Genomic DNA, 26,262 nt, shown 5'->3' with positions numbered 1-26,262 from the left:
ACGGCTCTATAGCTTAACAACGACTCTGCCGCGGGATTGCCCAGAGAGAATCGCGGAGAGGGCGGACGGAATTTGCTCTAAAGAGATTTCGGAAGCTATAGATGCTAATCCCTCCGGTTTGTATTCCGATGCAAGAAGCTCCCACACCCGCCTCCTCGCCGACATTGAAGCTTGGACGGAGTCGATTCCGATTAGCCGAATGCCACGAAGGATGAAGGGGAAGACGGTCGTCTCGAGCTCGCTCCCCCCCGTCAATCCGCTCGCCGCTACAGTGCCGCCGTATTTCACGTTGCTTAAGATGGAGGCGAGCGATTTCCCGCCGACGCAATCGACGACGCCTGCCCACGTTTCCCGGCCAAGGGGGCGAGGCTTCTCCGGGAAGAGCTCCTCTCGTCCGATTACGCGGGTCGCGCCAAGCCGAAGCAACTCGTCTGCCGCCTCCTTTTTCCCCGTGCTCGCCACGACTTCATAACCTAGCTTCGCCAGAATCGCGATCGATACGCTTCCGACTCCGCCCGTCGCTCCCGTTACGAGTACCGGCCCGCTCTTCGGATCCACTCCGCCGGCCTGCAACGCTTGAACCGACATTGCCGCCGTAAACCCCGCGGTCCCGAAGATCATCGCTTCCTTCAGCGAAAGTCCCGCAGGCAGCTTAACGACCCAATCCGCCGGCACCTTCGCATACTCGCTGTACCCGCCGAAGCGGTTGACGCCAAGCCCGAATCCCGTGACGAGAATCTCGTCGCCTTCCCTAAACCGACTATCCTCGCTAGACACGACGATACCGGCTAGATCGATTCCCGGAATGAACGGATAATCCTTCACGATATTTCCGTTCGGAATGGAAGCCAACCCGTCTTTATAGTTCACGCTGGAATAGACGACCCGCACCAGCACTTCGCCCTCGGGCAATTGCGCCGCGGTCATCCTTCGAGTACCGATCCGCACTTCGTCGCCTTCGCGATCCGCCACTAAAGCTTTGAATGCATCCATAATCCGCCAAACCTCCCTCTCCGTTTAACACCCCGATCATGAGCTCATCCCGGAACAAGAACCGAATGTTGGGTCACCGTGTGAAGATCCCGCCAAATCGCGTTGATCGCGTTGTCTTCCATTAATACGGCCATTCCAAGCAACGGAAAAATCATATGCGCATATGCTAATGTACTTTTGGCCAACCGCTGGCTGATCGTTCCGACTTCGAGCTGTTGTTGCTCCGTCATCTCTCCGTTAGTCCCGAATGATGTCCACGTCCGTTCGACCGTCTCATAGAATTGGTCTGCAACGGCTTTCAATGAAGCATCTTGCTCGCCAAGCGCGCGCAATAGTCCTTCCATGCGTTGAGATCGGCTTCGACTCCACTCTTCTCTTTTCTCTTCGGCGAAGGAACGAGCTTCCTCCGCGAAATGTCGGCATATGCCAAGACTAACCGCGGCGAAGGACGTCTGGGCGAACGGCATGAACGGATACCGGAAAATCGGATCGTCGTAGTTAGGGTTGTCCATAATATCGAACGTGCGATCCGAGGGGACGTATGCGTTGTCCACCGAGATCGAATGGCTCTCCGTCCCCTTCAAACCGAAGGAGTTCCAATCCTGAATGATGTTTACCTGATCAGGCAAGAAAGCGAACGAACGAATTATGGTTTCCTCGCCCTCCAAGCCCTCTATCCGGCAATTAGCGGTAAAGAGACTAGCGTAAGTCGACCCGCTGCAGTATTTCCATTGACCGCTAACGAGATATCCGCCTTCGACCGGTCGGGCGATTCCGTTAGCATGTCCGCTTCCCGCGACGACGGCGTTCGTGCCGCCGAACAGCTCGCGCGCTTGAGCGGGAGGCAGCGTAGCGGAGAAAAATCCGCCGCCCGACCCGATCGTGACCAACCAACCGAAGCTGCCATCGACTCTAGCCGCCTGCTCGAACACGCGCAGTGCATCAGGCAAGGGAAGCATGAGTCCGTTTAACTGTTCCGGAACGAACACTTTGAATAGCTTCGCATCGTAAATGTAATTCAATATCGTCGGAGTCAATCGACCGTTACGATCGCCGTTTGCGGCGTTGTCGCGCACTTCGCGCACGATAGACTCGGGAATGTTAATCATTAAGGTTTCCTCTTCTCCTCATTCCTGGCAAACAAAAATCTTCTCCTTCGCCGGCAAACAGCCGATGGTAACCGATTATAACGGATTAACCCGAACGGCCGCTTGTTTGCCGCTAAGCTGGATGCCGGTTTCCTTCTTCCCGCCGGCGGCCAAATCCTTCAGCAACCGCTCCAGCAACTCCTTCGCCTTCGGCCCTTCTTTGCCTTGTATTTTTACGACCAGTTGAACCGCGTTACCCGAAGCGAGCAGCTTCTCCGCTTGCCTGCATTTCGTATCGTAATCATGCTCCTCGATATTCGCCGTTAGCCTGATCTCCTTAAGCTTGGAAGGCTGCTCCTTCTTCCGGGCGTCTTGCTTTTCCTTCGATGCTTCTTGTTTGGCCGCCCCTTTGGAAACTAATTTACAAGGCGGCGGACTGCTATACAGAGAAGTGCACACCAAATCCACTTTGAACTTGCGGGCTAGCGCCAATGCCTCGTCCCGCGATACGACCCCTAAATCTTCTCCATCTACTCCCGTTAACAGAACCTCGGATGCTTTTATTTTCTCGTTCAGAATCATACTCTCCAACCTCCAACTATTATGCGATTCACCCTGCCGCTTAGCGAACATCGGTAAAATCCGCGTAAGGCCACTCCGATCCGACCGTCAACGCGACCCAGAATACGCCGACTGCATATCCCGCGAATACGATGTCCCGGTAAGAGAAACCGATAATATAATAATAAGTTCTCTTGGCCTCCCCGGCAAACCGCTTCGCCTCCATCGCTACCGCAATTCTGTGGGCACGTCGGATGCTCTGGGCGAGAAGCGGAATCGCGTATCGATACAATAATTGGTAGAAGTTTACAATCTGGCTTCGTTTACGCATTCCCCTGACTTTCAAAGCATGGCGCAGGGTTTGAAACTCTTCGACCAGAATGGGAACCAACCTCATCGCGGCCAAGAAACTGTACGCGTACTTCGGAGATAATCTTCCTTGCTGCATGAGGGAATAGAATAGGCTAACCGGCCGAGTCGTTAGACCGAACAGAAGTCCTACGGCCGCCATGCTAAGCGCTCTGAACCCCAGGTGCAGCCCTCTGAAGAAGCTTTCTTCCGTAATGTTCACCAATCCCCATCGGAACCACTCCGTCTCTCCTTTACCGAAAAACATCATTCCCGTAGACGTCGACACGAACACCAGCAAGAAAGGAGAAGCGTATAGAAGCAGCCTCCGCCATGGATGTCCGGACCACGGAAGGAGCAATACCGACCCGATAGCAACGTTCATCATGACGCTAAAATCGTGAATGAGGATAACTGCCGCGAACCATAAAGAGAACAGTACGATCTTAAGCGTAGGATTGACGCGGTGAAGCCATGTTTCCCTGTGCGGAAAGGTCAGTTGCATCGGTAAGTCTCCCGTCCTCGATTGTCCATGACTCCGTGCAGAAATTCTCCACGATCCGCTCATCATGCGTGACCATGATTATCGACGTACCTTCGGTACGCAGCCTCTCCAGTTTCTCCAATAGAGAGAACGTATTCCGGGCGTCCAGCCCGAAGGTCGGCTCGTCTAGAAGCAGCAAGCTCTGCCCTCTCACGATTGCCGTCGCGACGCTTAACCGTCTTTTCTGCCCCATCGACAGCTGATAGGGATGACGCGAGGTAACTTCCCGAAGATATAGTTCATCCATCAGTTTCTCCGCTATCCCGCGCCGTTTCTCGGAGCTCATGCCGTCCAACAAAAGCGAGTACTCGATCTCCTCTCGCACCGAATGCGTAACGAATTGAAATTCCGGATTCTGAAAAACGAACGCGACATTCTCGGCCGCCTGCTCGACGTTATCGATCTCCCTGCCCGCTATGCTGCAAATCCCTTCCGTCTTGATCAGTCGCATGATCGCGAGGAGCAAGGAACTCTTGCCCGCTCCGTTATTGCCGATGACTCCGATCCATTGACCGGGAGCGACGAGAGCTTTGCCGACTTCAATGACCGGACGCCCGCTCCCCCGTATACCGCGAAAATCGTTCATTTCAAGGAAGACGCCCCTCCCGTCATTCGAATGGCGTAGGTGCGCTTCCTTCTTGCGAGGTTTAATTTCTAGATAGTGCTCCCAGACGCCGGGATACCAAATCCCGTATTGTTGAAGTTCGTTTCTCATGGTCGCAAAAATTTCGGCCGGCGCGCCGTCCGCGATCATCGCCCCATCTCCCGATAACACCACTACGCGGTCGAAAAAGTCGATCACGCCTTCGATTTTGTGCTCGACGACGATTAACGTTTTGTCCCCGGATAGGGATCTAATCGTTGACCACACGAGTTCCGTGCCTTCGGTATCCAGCAGCGCCGTCGGTTCGTCCAAGAAGATCACTTCCGGCTCCATGGCCAGAACGGATGCGATGGCTAACCGCTGCTTCATCCCTTGGGACAAAGTATGAATCGGGACGTGGACGTCCGGAAGATCCAAGCCGACTTGAGCGAGATAACGATGAATGAGCGGTGTCATCTCGTCGCGGGGAATGCGCAAGTTCTCTAAGACGAACGCTATTTCCTCATCCATGTAAGACATGCAGAACTGCGTATCCGGATCTTGGAACACGTATCCCCATCGTTCAGGAACGACGGTTTCATCGGCAATCATCGGAACATCGATCGATCGGGGAATCAGTCCGCTCAACACTTGAAGCAGCGTCGATTTCCCGCATCCGCTCGGACCGAGCAGCAGCGTCTTCTCCCCTTCGCGGAAAGAAAGAGAAACGCCCTTGAACAACAAGGCGTCCTCTCCGGCAAACTTAAGCTTTAAGTTCTTAACACCGGCGACTACGGCCAAACTCGGGGAAAAGGAGGCTCCGTTCTCCGTCATGCCCGGTTTAAGGCGTCGTAGTCCGCTTGGGACGCCGGCCTCAGCGCTTTGGTTACTCCCGTCAGTTCCAACGCTTTGGATAACGCGGAGGCGAACACGCCGGCGATGACGATGCTTCCCAACGCTCTAAATCCGATCAACAACGTATAGTTCCATGTAGACAACGACTCAATGTAGCCATAGCCGAAATCCAACACCAACGAACCAGCCGCCGCGCCAAGCGCGGCTAGAGAAGTGACCCACACGTTCGCGTAACGATAGAGGAAAATCGCGAACACGATCTCCGCTCCCAAGCCTTGCAACGCTCCGTAGTACAAGGTGGAAAGTCCCCATTCGCTACCGAGCAAAGCGCTTATGGAAGCCGCGGCTATCTCGGCGAGGAGCGCGACTCCCGGCTTCCGGATAACGAGAAACGCGAACGTACCTGCAAGAAACCACATGCCGTATATCGTTTGCTCCGCATGGGTACCCAGCGGTTTGACCACGTCGTACATCGGTCCCCATATTTTGTAGATGATGCCGAATACGACCGCGATCACGATAGTGACGAGAATATCGGTCAGTTTCAATCCCCTGGGGTTCGCCCCTTGTCCTTGCCTTTGCCTAGCATGTTCCATGCTTCAACAACGTCCCTTCTACACTCTTGGATTCGTTGATCGCATGATGTGAGTAATCAAAAAAGCCTACCCCGAAAGGGTAGGCTAGCGCACGGCATCGTAAAAGAAGATGCTCGACAATAACGTCTCTACGCTGGCATTACCCAGATCAGATCGACGGTCAGCGGCATAAGGCCGCTATCTCAGCCTGACTTCATCAAGCACCCGTTTATTGCGATTCAACTTCTTATAACTTATATCAAGAGCAAACATTTGGCAATATGATTTTCCAACCCTTAACCTAAACCTCGTTAACCATCGTATTCGTGATCGAACCGAGCTTCTCGATCTCAACGGTCACGCGGTCTCCCGCCTGCAGATAAACCTGCCGCTCCGGAGGTTGTCCCAACACGACGCCTTCGGGCGTTCCCGTCAGAATAATATCGCCCGGTACGAGAGTCATGTTCTGCGAAATATAACTAACGATCTCTTCGCAGGAGAAAATCATGTCCGACGTATTCGAATTCTGCCTGACTTCCCCGTTCACGGTACACTTGATGCTCAACCGGTTCGGATCTCCCACTTCGTCCGCCGTTACAAGGTAAGGGCCGATAGGGGAAAATTTATCGCAGGACTTGCCCGTCAACCATTGTTGAGTACGTAATTGCAAATCCCGAGCCGACAGATCGTTCACGTTGCAATAGCCCAGCACGTAAGACAGCGCGTCTGCTTTATCGATATATTTCGCCTTCTTGCCGATCACGATGACGAGCTCCGCTTCGTAATCGACCTTCTGGGACACCCTCGGAAGCGGAATTTCTTCTCTGTCTCCCGCCAACGTATTATTGAATTTGTTGAACAAAATCGGATATTCCGGCAGCGCGGCATTCGTCTCCTCCGCGTGCTTGCGGTAGTTCAATCCGACGCAGATGATCTTGTTCGGATGCGTCACGCAAGGTCCGAGCGTCAACGCCGATTGCTCCCGAATGTAAGAGCCGCGATCGGAAGACGCCATCGTAGTCCCGACGAAAGCACGAAGCGCAGCCAATGCTTCGTCTCCGCCTTCAATAACCTGTTGAATCGTGATAGGAATGCTTCGCTCACCCGGAGCAGTCGCTGACGCCGCAGCAGCGCCGATATCGAGAATCCCTTCCTCGGTATAAACGCCTAACTTGTATTTCTCGTTTTCTATGAAGGTTAATAATTTCATTTGCAACGTTTCCTCCTACGCGTTTTTGCCGAACACGGCTCCGCCGTCGATGTAGAGCGGAGATCCCATCATAAATTTCGATTCGTCCGAAGCCAGGAACAGCGCGGCTTGAGCGACGTCTTCCGGACGGCCCAGCTCGCCGCTAAGCTGACGTTTCTTAAGCGATTCGATCGCCGCAGCGGGATCGTCGTACGAGGTTTTTAAGTAATTTTCCACGAACGGCGTTAAGATCGTTCCCGGCAACAGAGCGTTAACCCGAATGCTGTAAGGGGCATAATCCACCTGCATCGATTTGGTTAGCGCGAGAATCGCTCCCTTCGTCGCGGCATAGGAAGCGCGTCTCGCGAGTCCGATCTCCGCTATGCAGGAAGACATGTTGATGATCGAACCCGACTTTCGCTCCATCATCGCCGGAAGAACGTATTTGCACGGAAGGTAAACGCCTCGGATATTCACGTTCATCACGCGATCCCACGTATCGGGCTCGACCTCGTGCAAAGCTCCGACGCCGCTTATTCCCGCATTATTGAAGAGGACGTCGATAACCCCGTATTCGGCAAGGATACGCTCCACCATCGCTTGCACGGAAGCGGGATCCGTAACGTCGGCTTGGATGAAGCTCGCGGAACCTCCCGACTCCCGAATTTCCATGACCGTCTCTTCGCCTTTGACCGCGTCCAAGTCGTTGACGACGACCGTTGCCCCTTCCTTCGCAAACAATTGCGCCGAACACTTGCCAATACCGGAGCCGGAACCGGTAATCAAGATAACCTTGTCTTTTAAACGCATGAGAAACGCTCCTTTCTTTGTTACGATCGTTTCATTCGTTTTGGTTTATTATAATAAACCAAGTTTAATATAATAAAATATTAACATCTATTCCGATCAAGCACAACAAAAAAAAAGCCAACCGACTTTCCGGCTGACTCAAGCTATGATAGGACAAACGTCTCATCTAGAGAACGGCTATGCTGTTCAGGGTGCGGAGAGTCGGCTTGCAAGCATTCGCAATTCGGTTAGAACGAAAGAACGCTTGGCTTCCCAATGGTGCTTAAGCATGGAGCAGCTTACCGCGGACACGACCTTGCCTTGTCGGACGATCGGGGCAGCGATGCAATGGAAGCCTTGGACGGCTTCCTCCAAATCTTCCCCGTAGCCAAGCTCGCGCACTCGATTCAGCTCTCGGGCAAGGGAACGCCGATCCGAGATCGTGTTCGGCGTCGAGCTTCTGAACGGCTCCGTTGCGAAGAGCTCGGCAATCCGTTCATCCGGCAGATCCGCGAGCAGCACTTTGCCTAAAGCGGTCGAATGCGCGGGTAAGCGCATGCCGGGCTCCGACGTTAATCTAACCGGCCCCGGATACTCTTCCTTCGCGAGGTAGAGCACTTCGCTTCCGATCAGCTCCGCGAGTTGAATCGTCTCCCCCAGTTTAACTTTCGTCTGCGAGGCTTCTTGATGGAACGACGAGATGAGATCGTTGCTCTTGAAATATCCTCCCGCGATAGAGCCTAAAGCCGAGCCCAATCTGAAAGTATCGTCCTTGTCCCGACGAATCCAATTCAACTTCTCCAAGGTGTTCAACAAAGAGAACATCGAGCTCTTATTGATGTCCGTTTGCCTGGAGAGGTCGATCAGGCGCAATCCGCCGGGATGCTCCGCGATTAACCGCAAGACGGCATCGGCTCTTTCGATCGCCGGCACCCAATATTTATTTTCCACTGACGTCTCCCATCCGGTTTTTCATGCTAAACCCGGTTCGATATTTCCGACCATTATATCAAGCGCGTCTCAGTTATACAATGATCGGCTCCTTTCGGTCAGCGCAATAGCTAAGCCTATCGTGCTCCGCTCACGGCGCCAATGACTAGAAATTATTGAAGATGGCAGTAAGAGTTGCATGCATTTGGCCTTCACATGAGGCAATTGGAAAAAGTTGAGGAACCGTTTTACAACGGAGGGGTTGAATTGTAGCCTGCCTGCTAAAGCGATTGACCTAGGTACACTCCCAACTATCACAGCGGCACTCCAGCACTCCTGTAACCCAGTAAACAGGTAAACTTGAAAAACTAAGTGTAAAAACCTGCAACTAGTTTGGGGAGTTTTACTCTCTCTAACGACTAAGTGTAAAACCTGCAACTAGTTCAGGCGAATCATTCGATTGAACACGAATTTTATCCATTTAGGTGTATCTTTTACATTTAGAAGCTTGGAATGAGGAATTTAGGTCAATCTAATTGTACATTTTACACTTAGATTCTTTAGTATGAGATGGAGCGAGTAAGCATTATAGCTTAGCTGAATAGAAGGCGGATAATAGGCCTTGATTAATCTGAAATCGTAAGCGATTGTCCTGACCTTGCGTCAAACCTCAATGCGATCTTACAGAGGCCCGCGGGACATCAAGCGAACATATAAAGGCGTCACGGGAATTGTCTCCCGGGACGCCTTATTCCGCACTATTGACTACTCTATCCGATAGCTCAATTGATTTCCTTAAGCGTAATCTCAACGACGGTATCCCGTTCATCCGGCAGCGGATACGTGAAATGCTCGGGCTTGGAGAAGTTGAAGAACGCGTCGTTCGGATACATGACTGCGTTCCACGGACGAGAAACGAAAATCTCCGATCCGTCCGACAGCAGCCTTGCATGCTTAACGCGACCGGCCAAGCCGGCCAAATTCACCGGACCGACGCTCTCTTCGAACAGATGCGCGTAAAGCTTATTCCCTTTCTGCGTGTAACGTCCCCATTCGGGTTTCGGCAGATCGGCTTGACCGCAGCCGTAAATGCTTTCCCCGTTCCGGCGGATCCATTTGCCTACTTCTTCGAGGATGGCGAGCGACTGCTCCGGAATTTCCCCGCTGGCATCCGGACCTACGTTCAACAGTAGATTTCCGTTCTTGCTAACGCATTCCACGAGCTTGCGGATGACCGTCTTAGCCGATTTGTACGTATAGTCGGTTGCGCCGTAGCCCCAGTTGTTATTCAGCGTAATACAGGCTTCCCATGGAATGGAATTTCCCGCTTCGTCCGTAACGCCGCTAGGAGGAATGATCTGCTCCGGAGAAGCGAAGTCTCCCGAGTAGAAACTCGGATCGTTCGTATAGATGCTTCCGCCTTCTTCCCCGCTCGCCTCCAAGCGATTATCGAGAATAATATGCGGTTGGATGGAACGAATCATCTCCATCAGTTCGGTCGAACGCCAAGCCTCGCCTTTCAATTCCCCGTAAGAGAAATCGAACCACATGATGTCCAGCTTGCCGTAGTTGGTCAAGAGCTCGCGAATTTGTCCGTGCATATATTCCAAGTAGTTGCCGAAACGCGCCGGATCTCTCTTAAATTGTTCATTATCGCGCATCGGATGATGCATATCCCCATAAGCCGGGTAGTCGGGATGATACCAGTCTATTAGCGAGTAGTATAATCCGACCTTCAATCCCTCCGCGCGAAACGCATCCAGAAACTCTTGCACCAAGTCGCGGCCGGCTTTCGTATTGGTCGACTTATAATCGGTTAACTGACTATCGTACAAGCAGAAGCCGTCATGGTGCTTAGCCGTTAATACGGCATATTTCATTCCCGCCGCTTTGGCCGCTTTCGCCCATTCCTTAGGATTGTATCGTTCGGGATTGAAATCGTCGAAATAAACCTGATAGTCCTCATTGGTTATTCGCTCCGCGTTTCTTACCCATTCTCCGCGCGCGGGAATCGCGTACAATCCCCAATGGATGAACATGCCGAAACGATCCTGAAGAAACCACTTCGTCCGCTCCGTTCGTTGCTCGATATAAGATTGACCCATATGTCTTCATGCCTCCATAGGAATAAGATATAGGTCTAGTCTAGCAACGATTCGCATTAAACTATAGGCAAGAAATTAGCTTGTTTAGGGATCAGATTAACTTCCTGGCGAAGTTGAATACGAACTAGTCATTCGGACAGCCGCTATTCGCGGCTATATGTCCGGATCGATTGATTTTGGTCTGCAAGTACTTCTCGTTGAATTCCGAAACATCGCCCCAAAGCGGAGTTCTTCCCGCCACGTCCATTCCCGAGTCCTTTAAGGCTTCCAGCTTTTTAGGATTATTGGTAATGAGCGTAACCGGTTTGGAACGCAGAACCTTCAACACTTGAATGGCGTCGTTATAGCTCCGGGAATCGTCTACGAATCCCAGATTCAAATTGGCTTCCACGGTGTCGAACCCATTCTCTTGAAGAACGTAGGCCATCGCTTTGCTGAATAAACCGATTCCTCTTCCTTCGTGATTGGCTAGATAAAATAAAGCACCGGTCCCATGTTCGACGATCATCTTCAGCGACTGCCCCAATTGAAATCCGCAATCGCATCGTTGGCTCCCGAAAATATCTCCCGTATGGCATATAGAGTGCATCCGGATCAAAGCATTCTCGCCATCCTGAAAATCCCCATATGCCAGCACGCTGGATTGCTGCATTTCAGCCAAATTAACGGCCGATAATTTCTCTATGATTCGTTCGATGCTATCGGTGACCTCCTCGCAACGCAACCAACAGTACCATTGAAACGTCGCGGTTGCGTCCTCCAAGCTCACGGGTAACCGAATCGGCCCGACGAGATACAGGGCCTCTTTTCCCCTTCTGATTAATTTGATCTTCTGTTCCAATAAGGCGATAACGTTCTGTTGAAGGCCTGGCATATAAGAACTCCTTAGTCATTAATATCGATCCATTGCGGAAAACGAATCGAGGTACCGCATCCCCTCGAGCATTTCCTTTTTTTTGATATTTTATTAAAGCCCATCTATTTTGCTACTTAAACAACAAGGCACCCCGAAGGGTGCCTTGTGCCTCATTACTTAATCATATGGAACACTTGCTCGACATCCTTGTCGCCGCGGCCGGACAGATTGATGATAATAATCTGATCCTTGCTCATCGTAGGAGCAAGTTTCTTCGCGTGAGCGACGGCATGCGCGCTCTCGAGAGCGGGAATAATGCCTTCCGTGCGGGACAGCTCTTGAAAAGCCTCCAGCACTTCCTCATTGGACACCGTCACGTATTCCGCCCGTCCGGTCGCTTTCAGGTTACTGTGCTCCGGCCCGATGCCCGGGTAATCAAGGCCCGCCGCGATCGAATAGGTTTTCCGCGGATTGCCTTCTTCGTCCAGCAGTACCAAACACTTAAACCCGTGGATAACTCCTGGAACGCCTTCGGTTAACGTAGGCGCTTGGTCCGGCTCGACGCCGATTAAGAGTACCGAGGACTCGTCCAAATAATGAGCGAACGCGCCGATCGCATTGCTTCCGCCTCCGACGCAGGCGATGACGGCGTCCGGCAAACGGCCTTCCTTCTCGAGAATTTGACGCTTCGATTCTTCGCTGACGATAGATTGGAAGTGTTTAACCATCGATGGAAAAGGATGCGGGCCAACGGCGGAACCGAGCAAGTAGAACGTGTTCTTATAGTTCCGAATGAGATCGTTCAACGCTTCGTCCACGGCATCCTTCAGGCGGCCTTGCCCTTTATTTACCGGAACGACGGTCGCGCCGAGCAGCTCCATCCGGAAAACATTCAGCGCTTGCCGGCGCGTATCTTCCGCGCCCATATAGATGATGCATTCCATGTCGAACATGGCGCAAGCCGTCGCCGTCGCGACTCCGTGTTGCCCGGCGCCCGTCTCGGCGATAATTCGCTTGGCTCCCATCCGCTTGGCCAGAAGAATCTGACCGACGACGTTGTTAATTTTGTGCGCTCCCGTATGGTTAAGATCCTCGCGCTTCAGATAAATTTTCGCGCCGCCCCAAGATTCGGATAACCGCTTCACGTAAGTCAGCGGATTCTCGCGCCCGACGTATTCCCGCAAATAATAACGGTATTCTTCGTTGAATTCCGGATCGTCTTTGTACTTAAGGAATTGTTCGTTCAGGTAATCCAACACTTCCTGTAATTCCGGCGGCACGAAGCTGCCTCCAAACTCCCCGAAATACCCTTCTTGCGCAAGTTCCCGGCTCATCCTTCAACGACCTCCAATAGAAAATAAAAGTTTCATCCCTCCCATCGTATCATAAATACCGGACGACTTTTAGCTCTTGTTGCGTGATCTTGCGGCTCAAACCGGTTGTCGCCTTTTTCAAGCGTTCTGCATCAAATATTGATTGAAAGATAGTTTTTCCCTTCAACAAAACCGAATCTTTCGTACAGCGGTTTAGCCATATCCGACGAATGTAGCAGGATTTTTCTAATACCTTGCGTCTTCAAATCGTCTATGGCTTCACTAACGAGTTTCGATACAATGCCCTGGCGACGGTAACTCGGAATTGTGAAAACATTAGTCATGTATGCAACCACTCCAGAAGGATTTTCAAATCGCGGCGCAAGTCGACATAAGCAAAAACATACTGTCGATACCGCTATTCCGTCATCATCGGCAACCCATACAAGGAGTGACTTGTCCGATAATGAGGAATCGAAATAGTTTCTAAATGTTTCATCCATACTGCTGTCGTCCTCATGACATAGCAATATCTTACGAAATTTAATTAACTGCGGGATATCGGTTGCAACAGCTTTTCGAAACAGCACAATTGACTTCCCCCCTGCTAAAAATATACATTTTAAACCAATATTTGCGATGCTATCATCGTATCATCTCTAGGTCGAATTTTGTTAGTCACGAACAAATAAAGAGCGCCGCCTCAATGGCAAGCGCTCTGCAACTTCAATAATTAATACCATTTCTCCGTGAATCCAATAATGGCATGAAGCCAAGCCGTCATTCCGCCTACACTCCAACCGTCCCCGCCAAATCGGCCTCTAATCGCCGCAAATTTCCGGGGGATACCCGATAACGGGTCTTAAACGCTCTCTCGAAATAGGCCAACGTGTTAAACCCTGACGCGTAGCAGATTTCCGTGATCGGAAGATCGGTCGCGCTGACCAGCGATTTCGCGAACTGCAGCCTCATATCGCGTACGTATGCCTGGAAAGTAAGCCCGGTCTGCTTAGCGAAGCTCTCGCTAAAATAATTGGCGGACAATCCGGCTAGACGAGCAACGTCTTCCAATAAGAGAGGGCTGCGGAAATGATGTTGCAAATAGACGAGCGCTTTACGAATAGACGGATGAACAGGCAGAACCGCTTCTTCCTTCTCCGATGGCGGACAACTGCGGGACAGATCGACCAGCAATCGCTCGATGCAGCCTTGAACGATAATGTCCCCATGCTCCCGCCACTCCGCGGACTCGCTTAGAATACGTTCGAATTCCCGCTCCGCTTCCGTGAACTCCTCCTGCCCGTATTCGCAGTGATACGCGTTGCTTCGTTCGAATAGATGCCCCGCAAGCTTATCGGAGATCATCCTCTCCGTAAAAATCAGATTATAGAGCCGCAACGTCTGTCCCGGATCGGGATCGATCCGATGAAAATCGGCCGGGGTCAACAGAAACACGTGCCCCCGCCCCATTCGGAGCGGAGCGCCGTTAATGCTATGAATTCCCGTTCCGGAAAGGACGAGCGCCAACTCGTAAAATTGATGCCAGTGCGTATCGATCGTCCGGTCCAGGGTATGCTGATACATCCGAAAGGAAGACAAGGAATCCATATGCTGGTCATTTAGCAGCCTTTCGGGTATGTCTTGGTTTTTCAAGCGCGCATCCCCTTTCCAATATATCCATCTAAGGCTCCGGCGGTTTTTCGGCAGTGAACCTATACGTTCACGAACGGGCTACCTGCCAAGTCCTTACCTCGGGCTAGCCAAATCTTAAAGCCTTCATTATTCTCCGGGATGACCTTGGCCTCTGTCGAGAAATACCGCATCGTGTAACCGCAGCGGCGATTCGGGCTCGTGTTCGGAGGAGCGCCATGTATGATGCGCGAATCGTGCAGCGAGCATTCGCCCGGCTCAAGCTCGAAATAAACGGCTTGCGATTCGTCGATGCTGCTTCTCCTGATTTCCGTCGAGAAAATATTCTGTCCCTCGTCCACGCTCTCGTATTCCGAGAATCCGTTGCGGTGGGTGCCCGGAATTACCCGCATGCAACCATTCTCTTTGTTGCTTCTGTCGATCGCCAACCACACCGTCACGATCTTGTCGAAGCGGGAAAGGCGCCCTTTCCAGTAAGCCGAGTCCTCGTGCCAAGGCGTCTGCTTTCCGGTCAGAGGTTCCTTGCTGATGAAGTGACTCGACCACAGCCCGATATTCGGACCGATGACCGGTTCTACCAGATCAAGAACCTCGTCGGATAACAGGAACTCCAGCAGCCTTTCGTCGCGAAAATGCGGAGTGTCCAACTCGCTGTTCAATTTTCTGCCGACCATCGCCCATTGTTCCTCGAAAATATCGGTTAACTTTTGCATTTTCTCCGGTCCGAACAACGGTTTGCGATGAAGCGCGTATCCCTTCTCTTTGTACCCCTGCAACTGCTCCTCTGTCAACGTTCCGTTTCCCGCCATATTGGATCCCTCTCCTTATCGGATATACGATTACGCTTTGATTATAGATAATCCGCATGGAGGAACGCTTATCTTCATTACGGGAATAGTTGACTTTATTTCGGAAATGCACGGGTTGGGCAGGGTATTTTCTAAACGGAGGTCACGGACGTTATTTAGTCGAAAACAAGCGGTTTAAAAATCTAACGGAGCTAGGCGCCTCTATTTATGCCATATTGGCGTATTTTCACTGAAAAACTCTCAAATAAGAGCGCTGATTTCCGTTAGATTTTGAAAAGTGCCTTTTTGAGCAGAATAACGGCTGCTGCTTCCGCTAGATGGACGCTAGCGTTACAATTTTCCGCCGGAGTCAGCTCAACATGCCGTTTAGTATCACCGCACACACCTATCTCCGCCAGAGTCAGCTCAACACGCCGATTAATACCACCGCACACGCCTATATCCTCCAGAGTCGATCCAGCATGCCGTTTATACCACCACGCACGCACTTATTCGGATTTTAGACTTTTTTTACGTAAAAAAGCCGGCGCGATTGCGCCAGCTTGTTCCTTAACTGCGTTCGTTATTGCGTCCTTTGCTGAGTCCTCTACTGAGGCCTTTGAGGTCGCTCGCCGTCCGGAGGTACTCTACCCCCGCCCGCTCCGGGGCCGCCCTGTCCGCCTTCGCCCATTCCGCCTTGGCCAACACCGGGCCCGCCCTGACCGCGACCTCCGCCGCCGGGGCCGCCCATCATTCCGCTTCGCGCTTCGGTGATTCCCGATTCGTTCAGCCATGTGACAATCGACGACGCCTCGTATTCGACCACCTTCGTCCCGCCCTGATATTCACCGCCGTCGTAGAGGCCGTTCGTTTCGCTACCTGTCGACGTTCCCCCCGAAGAGAGAATATACGTAGTTCCCTGCTTCATATTCGGGGAGCTGACGAACACGGACTGATAGGCTTTCGCAGGCGCAAAAGTAACAATCTCATTGCCCTCGCTATCTTCCAAATGAACCAATGTGCCTGCCGCCTGGGTCTGCGGATAAGTCATCAGCACGCCGGATTGCGTAGACTGTTCGGACGTCGCTTGAGCCATGCCGGAGCTTCCGGCGGCCACGAGGAATCCGCCCGTCATCTCGAAGGTGCCGTCGTAATCCAATGCGCCGTTGCCGTTATTGGTCGGCCCGTTAACGATGACGGTACCGCCGCTCATCGCGATCGAACCGTTCGCGTCCAGTCCGTCGCCCTCGGCGTCGACGCTTAAATATCCGCCGCTTATCGTTAGCCTATTAGTCGAAGCGGCACCCGAGCCGTCGGGAGGATTCCCCCCATTCCCGGGACGCTCGCCCTCGTTACCCGCCGATCCATCGGCCGTCGTTTCTCCGGTAGCCAATTCACCCGTGCTCGACGCGACGTTGACTCCGTCATCGCTGGCTTTCAAGGTGATCCGCCCGTCCGAAATATCGATCGTAGGAGCTTCTATCCCTTCATAGCTATTCGCGATATCGATCGTCCCTCCCGCGATGCCGATCGCGACATCCGCATGGATTCCGTCATCCCCAGCATCAATAGCCAGCGTCCCTCCCTCCAGCAAAATACCGCCGCTGCTATGAACGCCGTCCACACCGGACTTGATGTCGAACGTACCTCCGCCGATAGAAATGAATCCTAGGGAATCTTCCGCATCGTTGGTCGTCTTGATGCCATGACCGTCTGCTTCGATCGTAATATTGCCTTCTTGAACGGCAACCAGATCGCGCCCCATCAGTCCATCGTCTACGGCATGAATTTCGAGTATACCCCCGGTGATTTTCAACTTGTCCTTGCTCGTAATTCCATTGTTGTAGTTCGCTTGAACGACAAGCTTGCCGGTCCCGTTGATCGTCAGATCGTCGTGACTGAATATCGTCGCGTTAGGTTCGTCCGTCGTCGCGTCCGGGTACACGTACTTCTCCCCGTCCGAAACCAGATTTTCCGTTCCCTCCGGCAAAGAAATAATCGTCTTGCCCGCTTCCTCGACATAGATCGGCGAGTTCTCGCCGTTATGAATCTCGGCACCGTTTAACACCACGCGCACGGTTCCTTTGTCCTCGACCGCGATCACGATTTGACCGTCACTCAGCTTGCCGCTTACTTCATATGTCCCCGCAGACGTAATCTTAATCGTACTGCCCTCAACTTCCGCCCCTGAACCTTCGATGCTTGCACCGGTACCGTTCAGATGGATCCGGGTCAGATCCGTCGCCGAAGTCCAGTCGGCGTATGAGTCATCGTCGTCATATTCGACCTCCTGGGTCAGATCGAAGCTCGCTAATTGCGAACCTGCCGCTCCTTCATTGGATTGAGCGGCTTCTGCCGTTGATGATTCGGTCGGGACGGTCTCCGTGGAATTATTGCTGCATGCCGACAATAAAGCGGCGCATAATAGAACGGCGCCTACCTTCACGTGCCATGGATTGTTCATCGTTCCTCATCCTCTCTATTAATATTCCGCAACGGTCGGACTCATCGTTAGCGTCACGTCCAGATTTCCGTTTCGGCTTCTAACCGCGTCGAGAAATTGTTTCTGGTTCGCGCTAGGCCCCAACGTGATCTCGTAGACCAATTCATACAGGCTGCCTAGCTCGGTCGTTCTCACCTTTCTCAGCTCGTAGCCGATGTCGAACTTTTTGAATAGCTCGTCGAAAGCTTCCTCGTACCCCAGGTTTTCCGGGATCGTTACTTTTAACGTTTTCTGCGTCGCTTTCTTTGCTCCGAACTTGATGGCTTTCAGGAAAAACATCAATAAACAGAGCACGATTGTGAACAACACCGCGTACCCGAACGATCCGACTCCGCATGCGAGCCCGGCCGCCATCGTGAACAATACGAACGCGATATCCTTCGGGTCGCCCGGCGCGCTTCGGAAACGAATAATCGAGAACGCTCCGGCAAGACTAAAGGCACGAGCGATATTGCTTCCGATCAGGAGAATGATGATAGCCACGATCACCGGCAACACGATCATCGTCAAGGCGAAGTTCTGCGTATAAGCGGCTTGCGATTTCATATAGGTCAAACTGATAATGGCACCTAAAGCGATAGCTATAAAAAGGGTTAACAACGCATGGGTCAGCGTTAATTCGGCAGTCGTCGCGTCCGTCGCGAATAGCGATTCGATCATAAGTTAATTCTCTCCCCCGCTAATTTGGCGTTCCTTAGCGTTTTTTTGTATTCGTTGCCGTACTTGGAGAAGCTCGTCCGAAACATGCCAAGCTCCGACAGCATTCTCGATAACCAGAGCGGAATCGTTTGCTCCGCCTTCACTTCCATTAACCATTGCCCCCGGTCGAGCAATTGCTCCCCTTGGTCGCCGCTTTCGAGCTCCAGATCATGCCGTCTCGTTCTAATGTTCGTATCGAACGTAATCCGCAGATCTCTGTTACGAATGCAGAACAGCGCAATTCGGTCGTAAGCCAAATACAGCTTAGGCTGTAATTCATAGCGCTGCAGGAAGTATTCGATTTCCCGAATGACTTGCTGGTTCATATAGGGCTTAAGCTCGGGAATCGTTCCCGTACCGACGAAATCGTATGCCTCGTCCAGCTTTAGCGCCGTCCTTCTCTTGTTCACCAGGCCGAACACCTTCTTCTTAAGCTCTAAGTAAACTTTGGCGTCTTTTTCCGGGACACCGTAGGCTCTAATCCGAAGCTTTTCCCTATATTTCGGCTTCGCGAGACTACTCCGAATCAAGGAATCATGCTCGGTATCGTAATAGAGGTTACTTATTGAGTAGAATTTGTCGTCCTTGTTGTATTCATCGAGCTCCATGTATTCAAGCAATCGGTTATAGATCGCGTAAAACGATTTGCTATCCATCAAATACTTGCTCTCATATCGGTTAAACACCTCGATCGCCATCCGTTACTCTCCTTTCTCGTATTTCTCGATTTTCTCGTAGTTCTTTGCGTATACCGCCGTTCCATGACTGTATCTTAGAGCCGGAACCTTTAATGAATCTTAAATGCCCCAAGCATGCTAATATGAAATCAAGTTCGTTAAGGTTGGTTAAAGGTTCGCTTCCTATAATAAGGATGCAAAGCGGCATTGCCATGATGACGTAAAGGAGTACGCGCCTATGAGAATATTAATCGTGGAAGACGAGGTTCATCTTGCGGAGGCCTTATCTCAAATTTTGAAAAAACACCATTATTCCGTTGACGCCGTTCATGACGGCCAATCGGGATTGGATAACGCATTAAGCGGAATCTACGATTTGCTGTTACTCGACATTATGCTTCCGGAAGTGGACGGGATTACGATATTGAAGACGATTCGGAGCCAAGGAATTTCCGCTCCCGTTATTCTGCTTACCGCCAAGGGGGAAATTTCCGATAAAATTACCGGACTCGATTACGGCGCGGACGACTATGTCGCTAAACCTTTTTCAACGGATGAACTCTTGGCAAGAATACGAGCGGCTTTAAGACGTAAAGGCGAGGTGATTCCGGAGGACTCGCTAAAGTTCGGAGATATCGAATTAAACACCGGAAATCTGAAGCTCGCTTGCGAAGGCAAGGAGCTTAAGCTCATTCTCAAAGAGAGCGAGCTCATGGAACTGCTTATTACGAGGAAAACGGCCATTACCTCCAAGGAGCAGATCATCGAGAAGTTATGGGGGTTCGATTCGGAGGTCGAGCATAACAACGTGGAGGTCTACATCTCTTTCCTCCGAAAAAAAATCGCGTTCCTGAATTCATCCGTCCGAATCAACACCATTAGGGGAGTCGGTTACGTCTTGGAGGAGAACGCCTGATGTTCAATAAGCTCCGGAACCGATTTCTCATCGTTAACATGGTCATCATCTCCGTCATGATGCTCTTGGCTTTCGCTTCGATTTACATGATTACTTATCAGAACGTACGCAACGGCATCGATATGGATCTCCATCGCGTAGCCGATTTCTATCGCAAATCCGACGGAAATCCGGATATGCCCCGCCCCGATGACGACCATCCTCCGCAAGAAGCTAAGGGGAAGATGAACCCGCCGCCGGAACGTTCCGTCTCCTTCGCTTTGCAAACGGACGAGCAAGGGAACATCAAGTCCACGAACTCCCGATTCGATATGGACGGCGAATTCTATGATCTCGCGCGAGCCAAAGTCGCCTCCCGCGAATCGGGCACCGGCCAATTCACCCTTGACGGCAATACATGGGCTTATACCGTTCAAGACAATATGACAGGGTATTCGATCGTATTTCTGGACGTCACCGCGCAGCAGACCATCGTGACCAATCTCGTGTACACGTTCCTGATCGTCGGATTGGGGATGCTCATCGTCATTTACTTCACGAGCCGGTTTTTCGCGAATCGTTCCATCGCTCCAGTCAAGGAAGCGTTCGATAAGCAGAAACGGTTTATCGCCGATGCATCCCATGAGCTGAAAACTCCGTTAGCCGTTATCAATACGAACGCGGACGTGCTCTTAGCCCACAGCGAAGACACGATCCGGGAGCAAACGAAATGGCTGCACCATATTAAATCGGAGACGGACAGAATGAAGACGCTAACGAACGATCTCCTGTACTTGACCGAGATGGACGATTCCCGGGAGCGTATGATCTTCGCCCCGTTTAACGTTAGCGAAGCGGTCGAAGGAGTCATTCTGACGATGGAAGCCGTTATTTTCGAGAAAAATATTTCTCTAAGCTACGAGATCGACCCTGATCTCACCATTTCCGGCAATAACGAGCAAATGAAGCAGGTCGTCATGATCCTGTTGGACAACGGTATCAAGTACACGAATCCCAACGGATCGATTACCTTGGCGCTCAAGAAACAGCATCACGATATCGTGCTATCGGTAACCAACACCGGGGCCGGCATTCCGTCGGAGCATTTGGATAAAATCTTCGACCGCTTCTACCGTGCCGACTCGTCGCGCTCTCGCAAACAAGGAGGATACGGCCTCGGGTTAGCGATAGCCAAGTCGATCGTCGAGCAGCATAACGGAAAGATTTACGCGAGAAGCACGGTGAACGAGACGACGACGTTCTACGTTCAGCTTCCGAGGGGTTAATCGCAGCGCGAAAAAGGAGGCTGCCCCTAAGTTCCCTTAGCGGACAGCCTCCCGTGCTTCGTTCGCAACGAACGATTCCTTATTTGATTAGCTTGACTAAATCTTCAAGCATCCATTCCATTGCCGCGGTGCTGTAATCGTTCCATCTTGCGCTGTCGACAAGCACGACTTTATCGTTCTTGACGGCAGGCACGTTTTTCCACGCGGTCGATTTCAGCGCGTTATACGTATCGATATCCGCTTGGCCGTCCACAAGGATGAAAATACGTTCAGCTTCCGCCGCATAATCGACGACGGCTTCTTCCGTAATCGCAGCCGTTTCCTTAACGGCCGCCTGAGCTTCCGTCGGAACGAATCCGATATCCTGGAACAACGGCGTAAATACCGTCGTCGCGTGCTGATAGATCGCTTTGCTCCAGAATTGCAGAACGATCGCTTTCTCGCCTTCCAGGTTAAACGGCTTAAGCGTTTCTTTCGTCTTAGCCGCTTTCTCGGCGTATTGGGCAAGCCATGCTTGCTCTTCCGCTTCTTTGCCCAACCAACCGGCTATTACGGACAGATGCTCCAGCGGAAGCAATCCCCACTTGGTCGCGATCGTCGGAGCGATCTTATGCAAAGCATCCAGCACTTCCGGTTTAAAGTAGCTCGGGATGATGATCAAATCCGGCTGCAGCGCGAGAATTTTCTCCATGTCGGGCTCGTCGCCGCCTATGCTTTGCACGCCGGCCAACCGATCCGTACCATACTTGCTTAAATAATAATCATTCGTAGCGATCGGCTTAATCCCGAGCGACAACACTTCTCCCATATTCCCGAGTACGACGATTTTCTCGGGTTTCGTCGGAATTTCCACTTCCCGATCCAGACCGTCCTTAATCTTCTTCGTAGTCGCTTCCGGTTCGGACGACGGCGACGGCGTGCTGCTCTCGCTGGCAGACGGCGATGCCGATCCCGTGGCCGAAGGACTGGCCGCGTTTTTATTATTTCCGCATGCGGCAACGACGAGCGTTAGAATAACGACAAGCAGTAGCGTGAGCGATCTTCTTCCTGTTTTCAAAAAAAATACTCTCCTTTATAATTGCAATATTGGTCTTGATGAAGTATTTTATAATGATAAAGATTATCATTATCAGCATCACATTCGCTCATTCTAATACAAACAAGACCGTAATGCAATTATTTTCGTATCGAAGGTGGCCTCTTATGATTTCCTCCCCGACGGATTCAACCGATATACATAAGCAAGCGAAAGTTACATCACGCCCGCTGTCCGCTATCGCGATTATCGTTATCGGACTTGCCGCGTTAGTCCTTGGCATGATGCTGTCCGTATCATATGGGGCGAAGGACATCGATCTGGCGACGGTATGGACGGCGGTATTCCGCTTCAACCCGGACCTAACGGAGCATCAGGTCATTCAAGCTCTTCGGTTGCCTAGAGTGACGGCGGGTGCGATGGTCGGAGCAAGCCTAGCCGTTGCAGGCGCAATGATGCAAGGGATGACAAGGAATCCGTTGGCCGATTCCGGACTGCTCGGCCTGAATGCCGGAGCCGGGTTCGCACTTGCGATATGCTTCGCTTTTTTCCCAGGCACGCCTTTCACGGCGCTCATGCTGTATTCCTTCTTGGGCGCAGCCCTTGGCGCGATCATCGTATTCGGTATCGGATCGATTTCGTTGGGCGGCTTGTCCCCAATGCGGTTAACGATGGCAGGCGCAGCGGTAACTGCTCTGCTGATGTCTTTCAGCCAAGGCATAGCTCTTCATTTCCGGGTCGGTCAGAACCTGGCGTTCTGGTATGCCGGCGGAGTTGCGGGAACAAGATGGGATCAAGTCGAGCTGATGTTTCCATGGGTAGCGGCGGGATTAATCGGGGCGATGCTGCTCTCTCGCGGTATTACATTGCTTAGCTTCGGCGATCAAGTCGCGGTAGGACTTGGTTTGCGCGTCGTTCCGATCAAGATCGCCTCGTTCGTCGTTGTCCTGCTGCTTGCCGGAGTCTCGGTTGCCGTCGCCGGAGCGATCGGATTTATCGGATTGCTGATTCCGCATATCACCCGGGCGTTGGTCGGCGTCGACTATCGATGGGTGATTCCCTGTTCCGCGGTACTAGGCGCATTGCTGGTCGTAGCCGCCGATTTCGCCGCGAGAACGATTAACATGAGCTTCGAAACGCCTGTCGGAGCGTTAATTGCCCTGCTAGGCGTACCGTTCTTCCTCTATCTCGTTCGCAGGGAGAGGAGGGAAATGCAATGAATTCGTTACAAAATGACCGGCGCGCACATAGGCAAGTAAAGGCATCCGTATTTTTTACGACGTTAGGAATATTGATCGCGGTCGTTTTTATTATCAGCATGAATACCGGTTCGTTGAGCCTGTCCCCGATGGATGTGATGAGAACGCTATTCGGGCAAGGCACGGAACAGACGAACCTCGCCTTGTTTCAGTTTCGCTTGCCGAGGATCGTGATTGCCTTGCTGGTCGGCGCGGGACTCGCGGTGTCCGGTTGCTTGTTGCAGGGGGTCGTGCGCAATCCGATCGCCGAGCCGGGCATTCTCGGTATCAATGCGGGAGCAGGGGTTATGGTCGTCCTCTTCATCACCTTCTATCCGAACAAGACGATCGCGCCGGTATGGCTTCTGCCTTGCCTCGCGTTCATCGGCTCCGCTCTGGCTGCCTTGATCTTGGTATTGCTCTCTTACGAGAAAAATAAAGGATTATCGCCGACCCGGCTAGTGCTCTCGGGAATCGCGGTTGCGGCGGGCTTATCCGCCTTGATGATCGTAATGACGATCCAGCTCGATTCGGATAACTATCAGTTTCTGGCTACATTCCTGGCGGGAAGTATTTGGGGGCGGATTGGAGATTCGTACTCGCTCTCTTGCCGTGGCTCGTCATCATTTTACCCTATGTATTCTACAAGGCGAGAACATTGGACATCTTGAATCTCGGCGATCAATTGGCCACCGGCTTCGGCGCTCCCGTTAAGAGAATGCGTCTTGCCTTTCTGGCCTCCGCGGTCGGTTTAGCCGCATCGTGCGTGGCGGTAAGCGGATCGATCGGCTTCGTCGGCTTGATAGCGCCGCATATCGCCCGGCGAATCGTCGGGCCGAAGCATAACATCCTGCTTCCGGCTTCCGCTTTGCTCGGCGCATTGCTCGTGCTTGTCGCCGATACGCTGTCCCGCGTCACGGATATTCCCGCGGGGCTAATCGTTTCCATGATCGGCGCCCCGTATTTTCTTTACCTGTTGGCGAAGCTGCGAGGTTAAAAGCTGGTCGCCATCGCGTTCGTCACGGCACGGCACGACAAGCGAAAGACGCTGTCCCCAATTATGGAACAGCGTCTTTCGCTTTGATATAGGGTTTACTCTCGCGAGCTATTCCGCAAGCGATGCTAAGGCACCTTCCAAAGCACCGATAACTCTATCGCACCAACGGTCAAACTCCGGATCTTCCTTCTGATACTCCGGATGCGCGAGAATATTCGCGACCGTTTGCTTAATGCCTTGATCAAAGCGAGTCGTTGCGACAAAGCCGGGAACGAGCCGCTTCAATTTGGAATTATCGAAAACGACCGAATTCGCCTTATCCCCGATCAATCCGCCCGTGTAATCCTCCTTGCTGCACGCGGCAAGGAACTCCGACGAAACATGGACCGCTTGCAGTTTGACCCCTAGCGCGTCGGCTATCGCCTCGTAAATTTGGTTCCAAGTGACGGATTCGTCGGATGTGATGTGCACGGATTCTCCGATCGCATGCATGTTTCCCATCAGACCGATAAACCCTTGGGCAAAATCGCTATTATGCGTCATCGTCCAGAGGGAAGTTCCATCACCGTGAATAATGACCGGTTTATTTTCCAGCATCCGCTTAGCAACCTGCCAAGATCCCTTGCTCCCGTGTACGCCTAAAGGAATGGAACGATCATCGTAAGTATGGCTAGGCCTAACGATTGTAATAGGGAAACGATGATCGCGGTATTGCTTCATTAGATATTCTTCGCACGCGATTTTGTTTCTGGAGTACTCCCAATAAGGATTGGCCAGCGGCGTGCTTTCCGTAATCCGATAATCGGACAACGGCTTCTGATAGGCGGAAGCGGAGCTAATAAACATAAACTGCTTCGTCTTCCCCTGGAACAAACGATAGTCTCTTTCCAACTGTGCAGGATGAAAGGCGATAAAATCCGCAACCACGTCGAACTCCAAATCTTGAATCAGTCGCGACACCTGATCTTCGTCGTTAATATCCGCTTGCAACACCTTAACGTTAGGCTGCAAATTCTCGTTGCGAGTTCCTCTATTCAGAAGATACAGCTCGCATCCTTGTTCCGATAGTTGTTTGGTGATCGCGGAACTAATCGTTCCCGTCCCTCCAATGAATAGTGCTTTCATCGCACACCTCCGCAATAAAATTCGGATTTCACTTTATATATTCTCTTCCGGGGTTTAGAGTCCTCCATCTTTGCAGTCTAAACTCACTACTCAATATTGGGATTGACTTTTTATGGAATATCCTCTACAGTTGTCTGTACAAACAAATACATCTATGTTCAAACAAGAAAGAGGTAACGATCGTGCTCGACACCTACCTGAAAGAATGCTTGTATTTTACGGCAACCCGACTCAGTCGAGTGGTCACCAAAATCGTGGAAGACGAGTTTTTCAAATGCGGCCTATCCCCTACGGGCGCTTTCTTGATGCTGGCCGTTATTGAAGAAGAAGGCATTTCCCAGAAAAAATTAGGCGAGGTTCTCCACCATCAACCCTCGACTGTGACACGTCTGATCGAGAAACTAACCGCTAAAGGGCTAATCTATAACCGCGTCGAAGGCCGGATGTCCCTCATATACGCCACGGATAAGGGTAAAGCCTTGGAAGCCATCATCCATGAATGCTGGGATAATCTTCGTATACGTATAAATGAGATATTGGGCGAGAAAGAAAGCGATGAACTTACGTTGCATTTATATAAAGTGAGCGACCAAATAGAGAATAGCAATTGATTAATTTTTATAAAAATATTTGCTTGTG

At 51.7% G+C, this 26,262-nt stretch carries 24 protein-coding genes, 1 pseudogene and 1 riboswitch; of the genes and pseudogenes, 5 read left to right on the top strand and 20 right to left on the bottom strand.

The features are described from left to right. Positions 1–6 precede the first annotated feature (6 nt). From HH215_RS28045 to HH215_RS27960, 18 genes are all read right to left on the bottom strand, one after another. The gene (locus HH215_RS28045; protein ID WP_169282894.1) at positions 7–993 is read right to left on the bottom strand and encodes an oxidoreductase; all 987 of its coding nucleotides are present in this window, start codon (positions 991–993) and stop codon (positions 7–9) included. Positions 994–1,037: 44 nt separating this feature from the next. After that, a complete protein-coding gene (locus HH215_RS28040; RefSeq protein ID WP_169282893.1) occupies positions 1,038–2,102 on the bottom strand; it encodes an acyl-CoA dehydrogenase family protein in 1,065 nt (354 codons plus the stop codon). A gap of 75 nt (positions 2,103–2,177) precedes the next feature. Then, a complete protein-coding gene (gene infC, locus HH215_RS28035; RefSeq protein ID WP_169282892.1) occupies positions 2,178–2,663 on the bottom strand; it encodes a translation initiation factor IF-3 in 486 nt (161 codons plus the stop codon). 40 nt (positions 2,664–2,703) lie between these two features. Further along, positions 2,704–3,495, bottom strand: a complete 792-nt coding sequence (locus HH215_RS28030; RefSeq protein ID WP_169282891.1) for an energy-coupling factor transporter transmembrane component T family protein — start codon at positions 3,493–3,495, stop codon at positions 2,704–2,706. Next, the gene (locus HH215_RS28025) at positions 3,437–4,951 is read right to left on the bottom strand and encodes an ABC transporter ATP-binding protein (protein ID WP_169282890.1); all 1,515 of its coding nucleotides are present in this window, start codon (positions 4,949–4,951) and stop codon (positions 3,437–3,439) included. The genes HH215_RS28030 and HH215_RS28025 overlap by 59 nt, the downstream gene beginning before the upstream one ends. Next, positions 4,948–5,568, bottom strand: a complete 621-nt coding sequence (locus HH215_RS28020; protein WP_169282889.1) for an ECF transporter S component — start codon at positions 5,566–5,568, stop codon at positions 4,948–4,950. The genes HH215_RS28025 and HH215_RS28020 overlap by 4 nt, the downstream gene beginning before the upstream one ends. A gap of 106 nt (positions 5,569–5,674) precedes the next feature. Further along, positions 5,675–5,786, bottom strand: a riboswitch (TPP riboswitch). Between the two features lie 62 nt (positions 5,787–5,848). Beyond that, entirely contained in the window at positions 5,849–6,757 is a 909-nt protein-coding gene (locus HH215_RS28015; RefSeq protein WP_169282888.1) for a fumarylacetoacetate hydrolase family protein, read from the bottom strand. 15 nt (positions 6,758–6,772) lie between these two features. Further along, entirely contained in the window at positions 6,773–7,546 is a 774-nt protein-coding gene (locus HH215_RS28010; protein WP_169282887.1) for an SDR family NAD(P)-dependent oxidoreductase, read from the bottom strand. A gap of 186 nt (positions 7,547–7,732) precedes the next feature. Beyond that, a complete protein-coding gene (locus HH215_RS28005) occupies positions 7,733–8,476 on the bottom strand; it encodes an IclR family transcriptional regulator (protein WP_169282886.1) in 744 nt (247 codons plus the stop codon). Positions 8,477–9,237: 761 nt separating this feature from the next. After that, positions 9,238–10,560 carry an alpha-L-fucosidase gene (locus HH215_RS28000; protein ID WP_169282885.1) on the bottom strand — a complete coding sequence of 441 codons (1,323 nt, stop codon included), beginning with the start codon at positions 10,558–10,560 and terminating at the stop codon, positions 9,238–9,240. Positions 10,561–10,684: 124 nt separating this feature from the next. Then, positions 10,685–11,434 (bottom strand): GTP cyclohydrolase II, encoded by a 750-nt coding sequence (locus HH215_RS27995; protein ID WP_169282884.1) that lies wholly within the window; start codon positions 11,432–11,434, stop codon positions 10,685–10,687. A gap of 155 nt (positions 11,435–11,589) precedes the next feature. Further along, complete coding sequence (trpB, locus tag HH215_RS27990) at positions 11,590–12,750, bottom strand: tryptophan synthase subunit beta (protein ID WP_169282883.1); 1,161 nt, start codon at positions 12,748–12,750, stop codon at positions 11,590–11,592. A gap of 131 nt (positions 12,751–12,881) precedes the next feature. Then, entirely contained in the window at positions 12,882–13,319 is a 438-nt protein-coding gene (locus HH215_RS27985; protein WP_169282882.1) for a GNAT family N-acetyltransferase, read from the bottom strand. Between the two features lie 199 nt (positions 13,320–13,518). Continuing rightward, entirely contained in the window at positions 13,519–14,382 is an 864-nt protein-coding gene (locus HH215_RS27980; protein WP_169282881.1) for a helix-turn-helix domain-containing protein, read from the bottom strand. A 59-nt stretch (positions 14,383–14,441) separates the two neighbouring features. Then, complete coding sequence (locus HH215_RS27975) at positions 14,442–15,188, bottom strand: phytanoyl-CoA dioxygenase family protein (RefSeq protein ID WP_169282880.1); 747 nt, start codon at positions 15,186–15,188, stop codon at positions 14,442–14,444. Positions 15,189–15,774: 586 nt separating this feature from the next. Then, complete coding sequence (locus HH215_RS27970) at positions 15,775–17,631, bottom strand: carbohydrate-binding domain-containing protein (protein WP_169282879.1); 1,857 nt, start codon at positions 17,629–17,631, stop codon at positions 15,775–15,777. Positions 17,632–17,649: 18 nt separating this feature from the next. Then, entirely contained in the window at positions 17,650–18,330 is a 681-nt protein-coding gene (locus tag HH215_RS27965; protein WP_169282878.1) for a DUF4956 domain-containing protein, read from the bottom strand. Continuing rightward, entirely contained in the window at positions 18,327–19,067 is a 741-nt protein-coding gene (locus HH215_RS27960; RefSeq protein WP_169282877.1) for a polyphosphate polymerase domain-containing protein, read from the bottom strand. The genes HH215_RS27965 and HH215_RS27960 overlap by 4 nt, the downstream gene beginning before the upstream one ends. A 217-nt stretch (positions 19,068–19,284) precedes the next feature. Between HH215_RS27960 and HH215_RS27955 the strand changes: the two genes are divergently transcribed. After that, positions 19,285–19,962 (top strand): response regulator transcription factor, encoded by a 678-nt coding sequence (locus HH215_RS27955; protein WP_169282876.1) that lies wholly within the window; start codon positions 19,285–19,287, stop codon positions 19,960–19,962. Then, the gene (locus HH215_RS27950) at positions 19,962–21,227 is read left to right on the top strand and encodes a sensor histidine kinase (RefSeq protein ID WP_169282875.1); all 1,266 of its coding nucleotides are present in this window, start codon (positions 19,962–19,964) and stop codon (positions 21,225–21,227) included. Before HH215_RS27955 ends, HH215_RS27950 begins: the two co-directional genes overlap by 1 nt. Positions 21,228–21,306: 79 nt before the next feature. Here HH215_RS27950 and HH215_RS27945 read toward each other — a convergent pair whose 3' ends face one another. Further along, entirely contained in the window at positions 21,307–22,284 is a 978-nt protein-coding gene (locus HH215_RS27945; protein ID WP_169282874.1) for an ABC transporter substrate-binding protein, read from the bottom strand. A gap of 146 nt (positions 22,285–22,430) precedes the next feature. On the opposite strand from HH215_RS27945, the gene HH215_RS27940 reads away from it, so the two are divergent. Together HH215_RS27940 and HH215_RS27935 are read left to right on the top strand one after the other, a co-directional pair. Then, positions 22,431–23,483 carry a FecCD family ABC transporter permease gene (locus HH215_RS27940; RefSeq protein WP_217362242.1) on the top strand — a complete coding sequence of 351 codons (1,053 nt, stop codon included), beginning with the start codon at positions 22,431–22,433 and terminating at the stop codon, positions 23,481–23,483. Next, positions 23,480–24,498, top strand: a pseudogene (locus HH215_RS27935) (FecCD family ABC transporter permease). The gene HH215_RS27940 and the pseudogene HH215_RS27935 overlap by 4 nt, the downstream one beginning before the upstream one ends. Before the next feature lie 108 nt (positions 24,499–24,606). Here HH215_RS27935 and HH215_RS27930 read toward each other — a convergent pair. Continuing rightward, entirely contained in the window at positions 24,607–25,623 is a 1,017-nt protein-coding gene (locus tag HH215_RS27930) for an SDR family oxidoreductase (protein WP_169282872.1), read from the bottom strand. Between the two features lie 182 nt (positions 25,624–25,805). Between HH215_RS27930 and HH215_RS27925 the strand changes: the two genes are divergently transcribed. Further along, entirely contained in the window at positions 25,806–26,234 is a 429-nt protein-coding gene (locus HH215_RS27925) for a MarR family winged helix-turn-helix transcriptional regulator (RefSeq protein ID WP_169282871.1), read from the top strand. Positions 26,235–26,262 lie beyond the last annotated feature (28 nt).

Source organism: Cohnella herbarum, from assembly GCF_012849095.1.
Taxonomy (GTDB): domain Bacteria; phylum Bacillota; class Bacilli; order Paenibacillales; family Paenibacillaceae; genus Cohnella; species Cohnella herbarum.
This window is presented reverse-complemented; position numbering and strand designations above follow the sequence as displayed.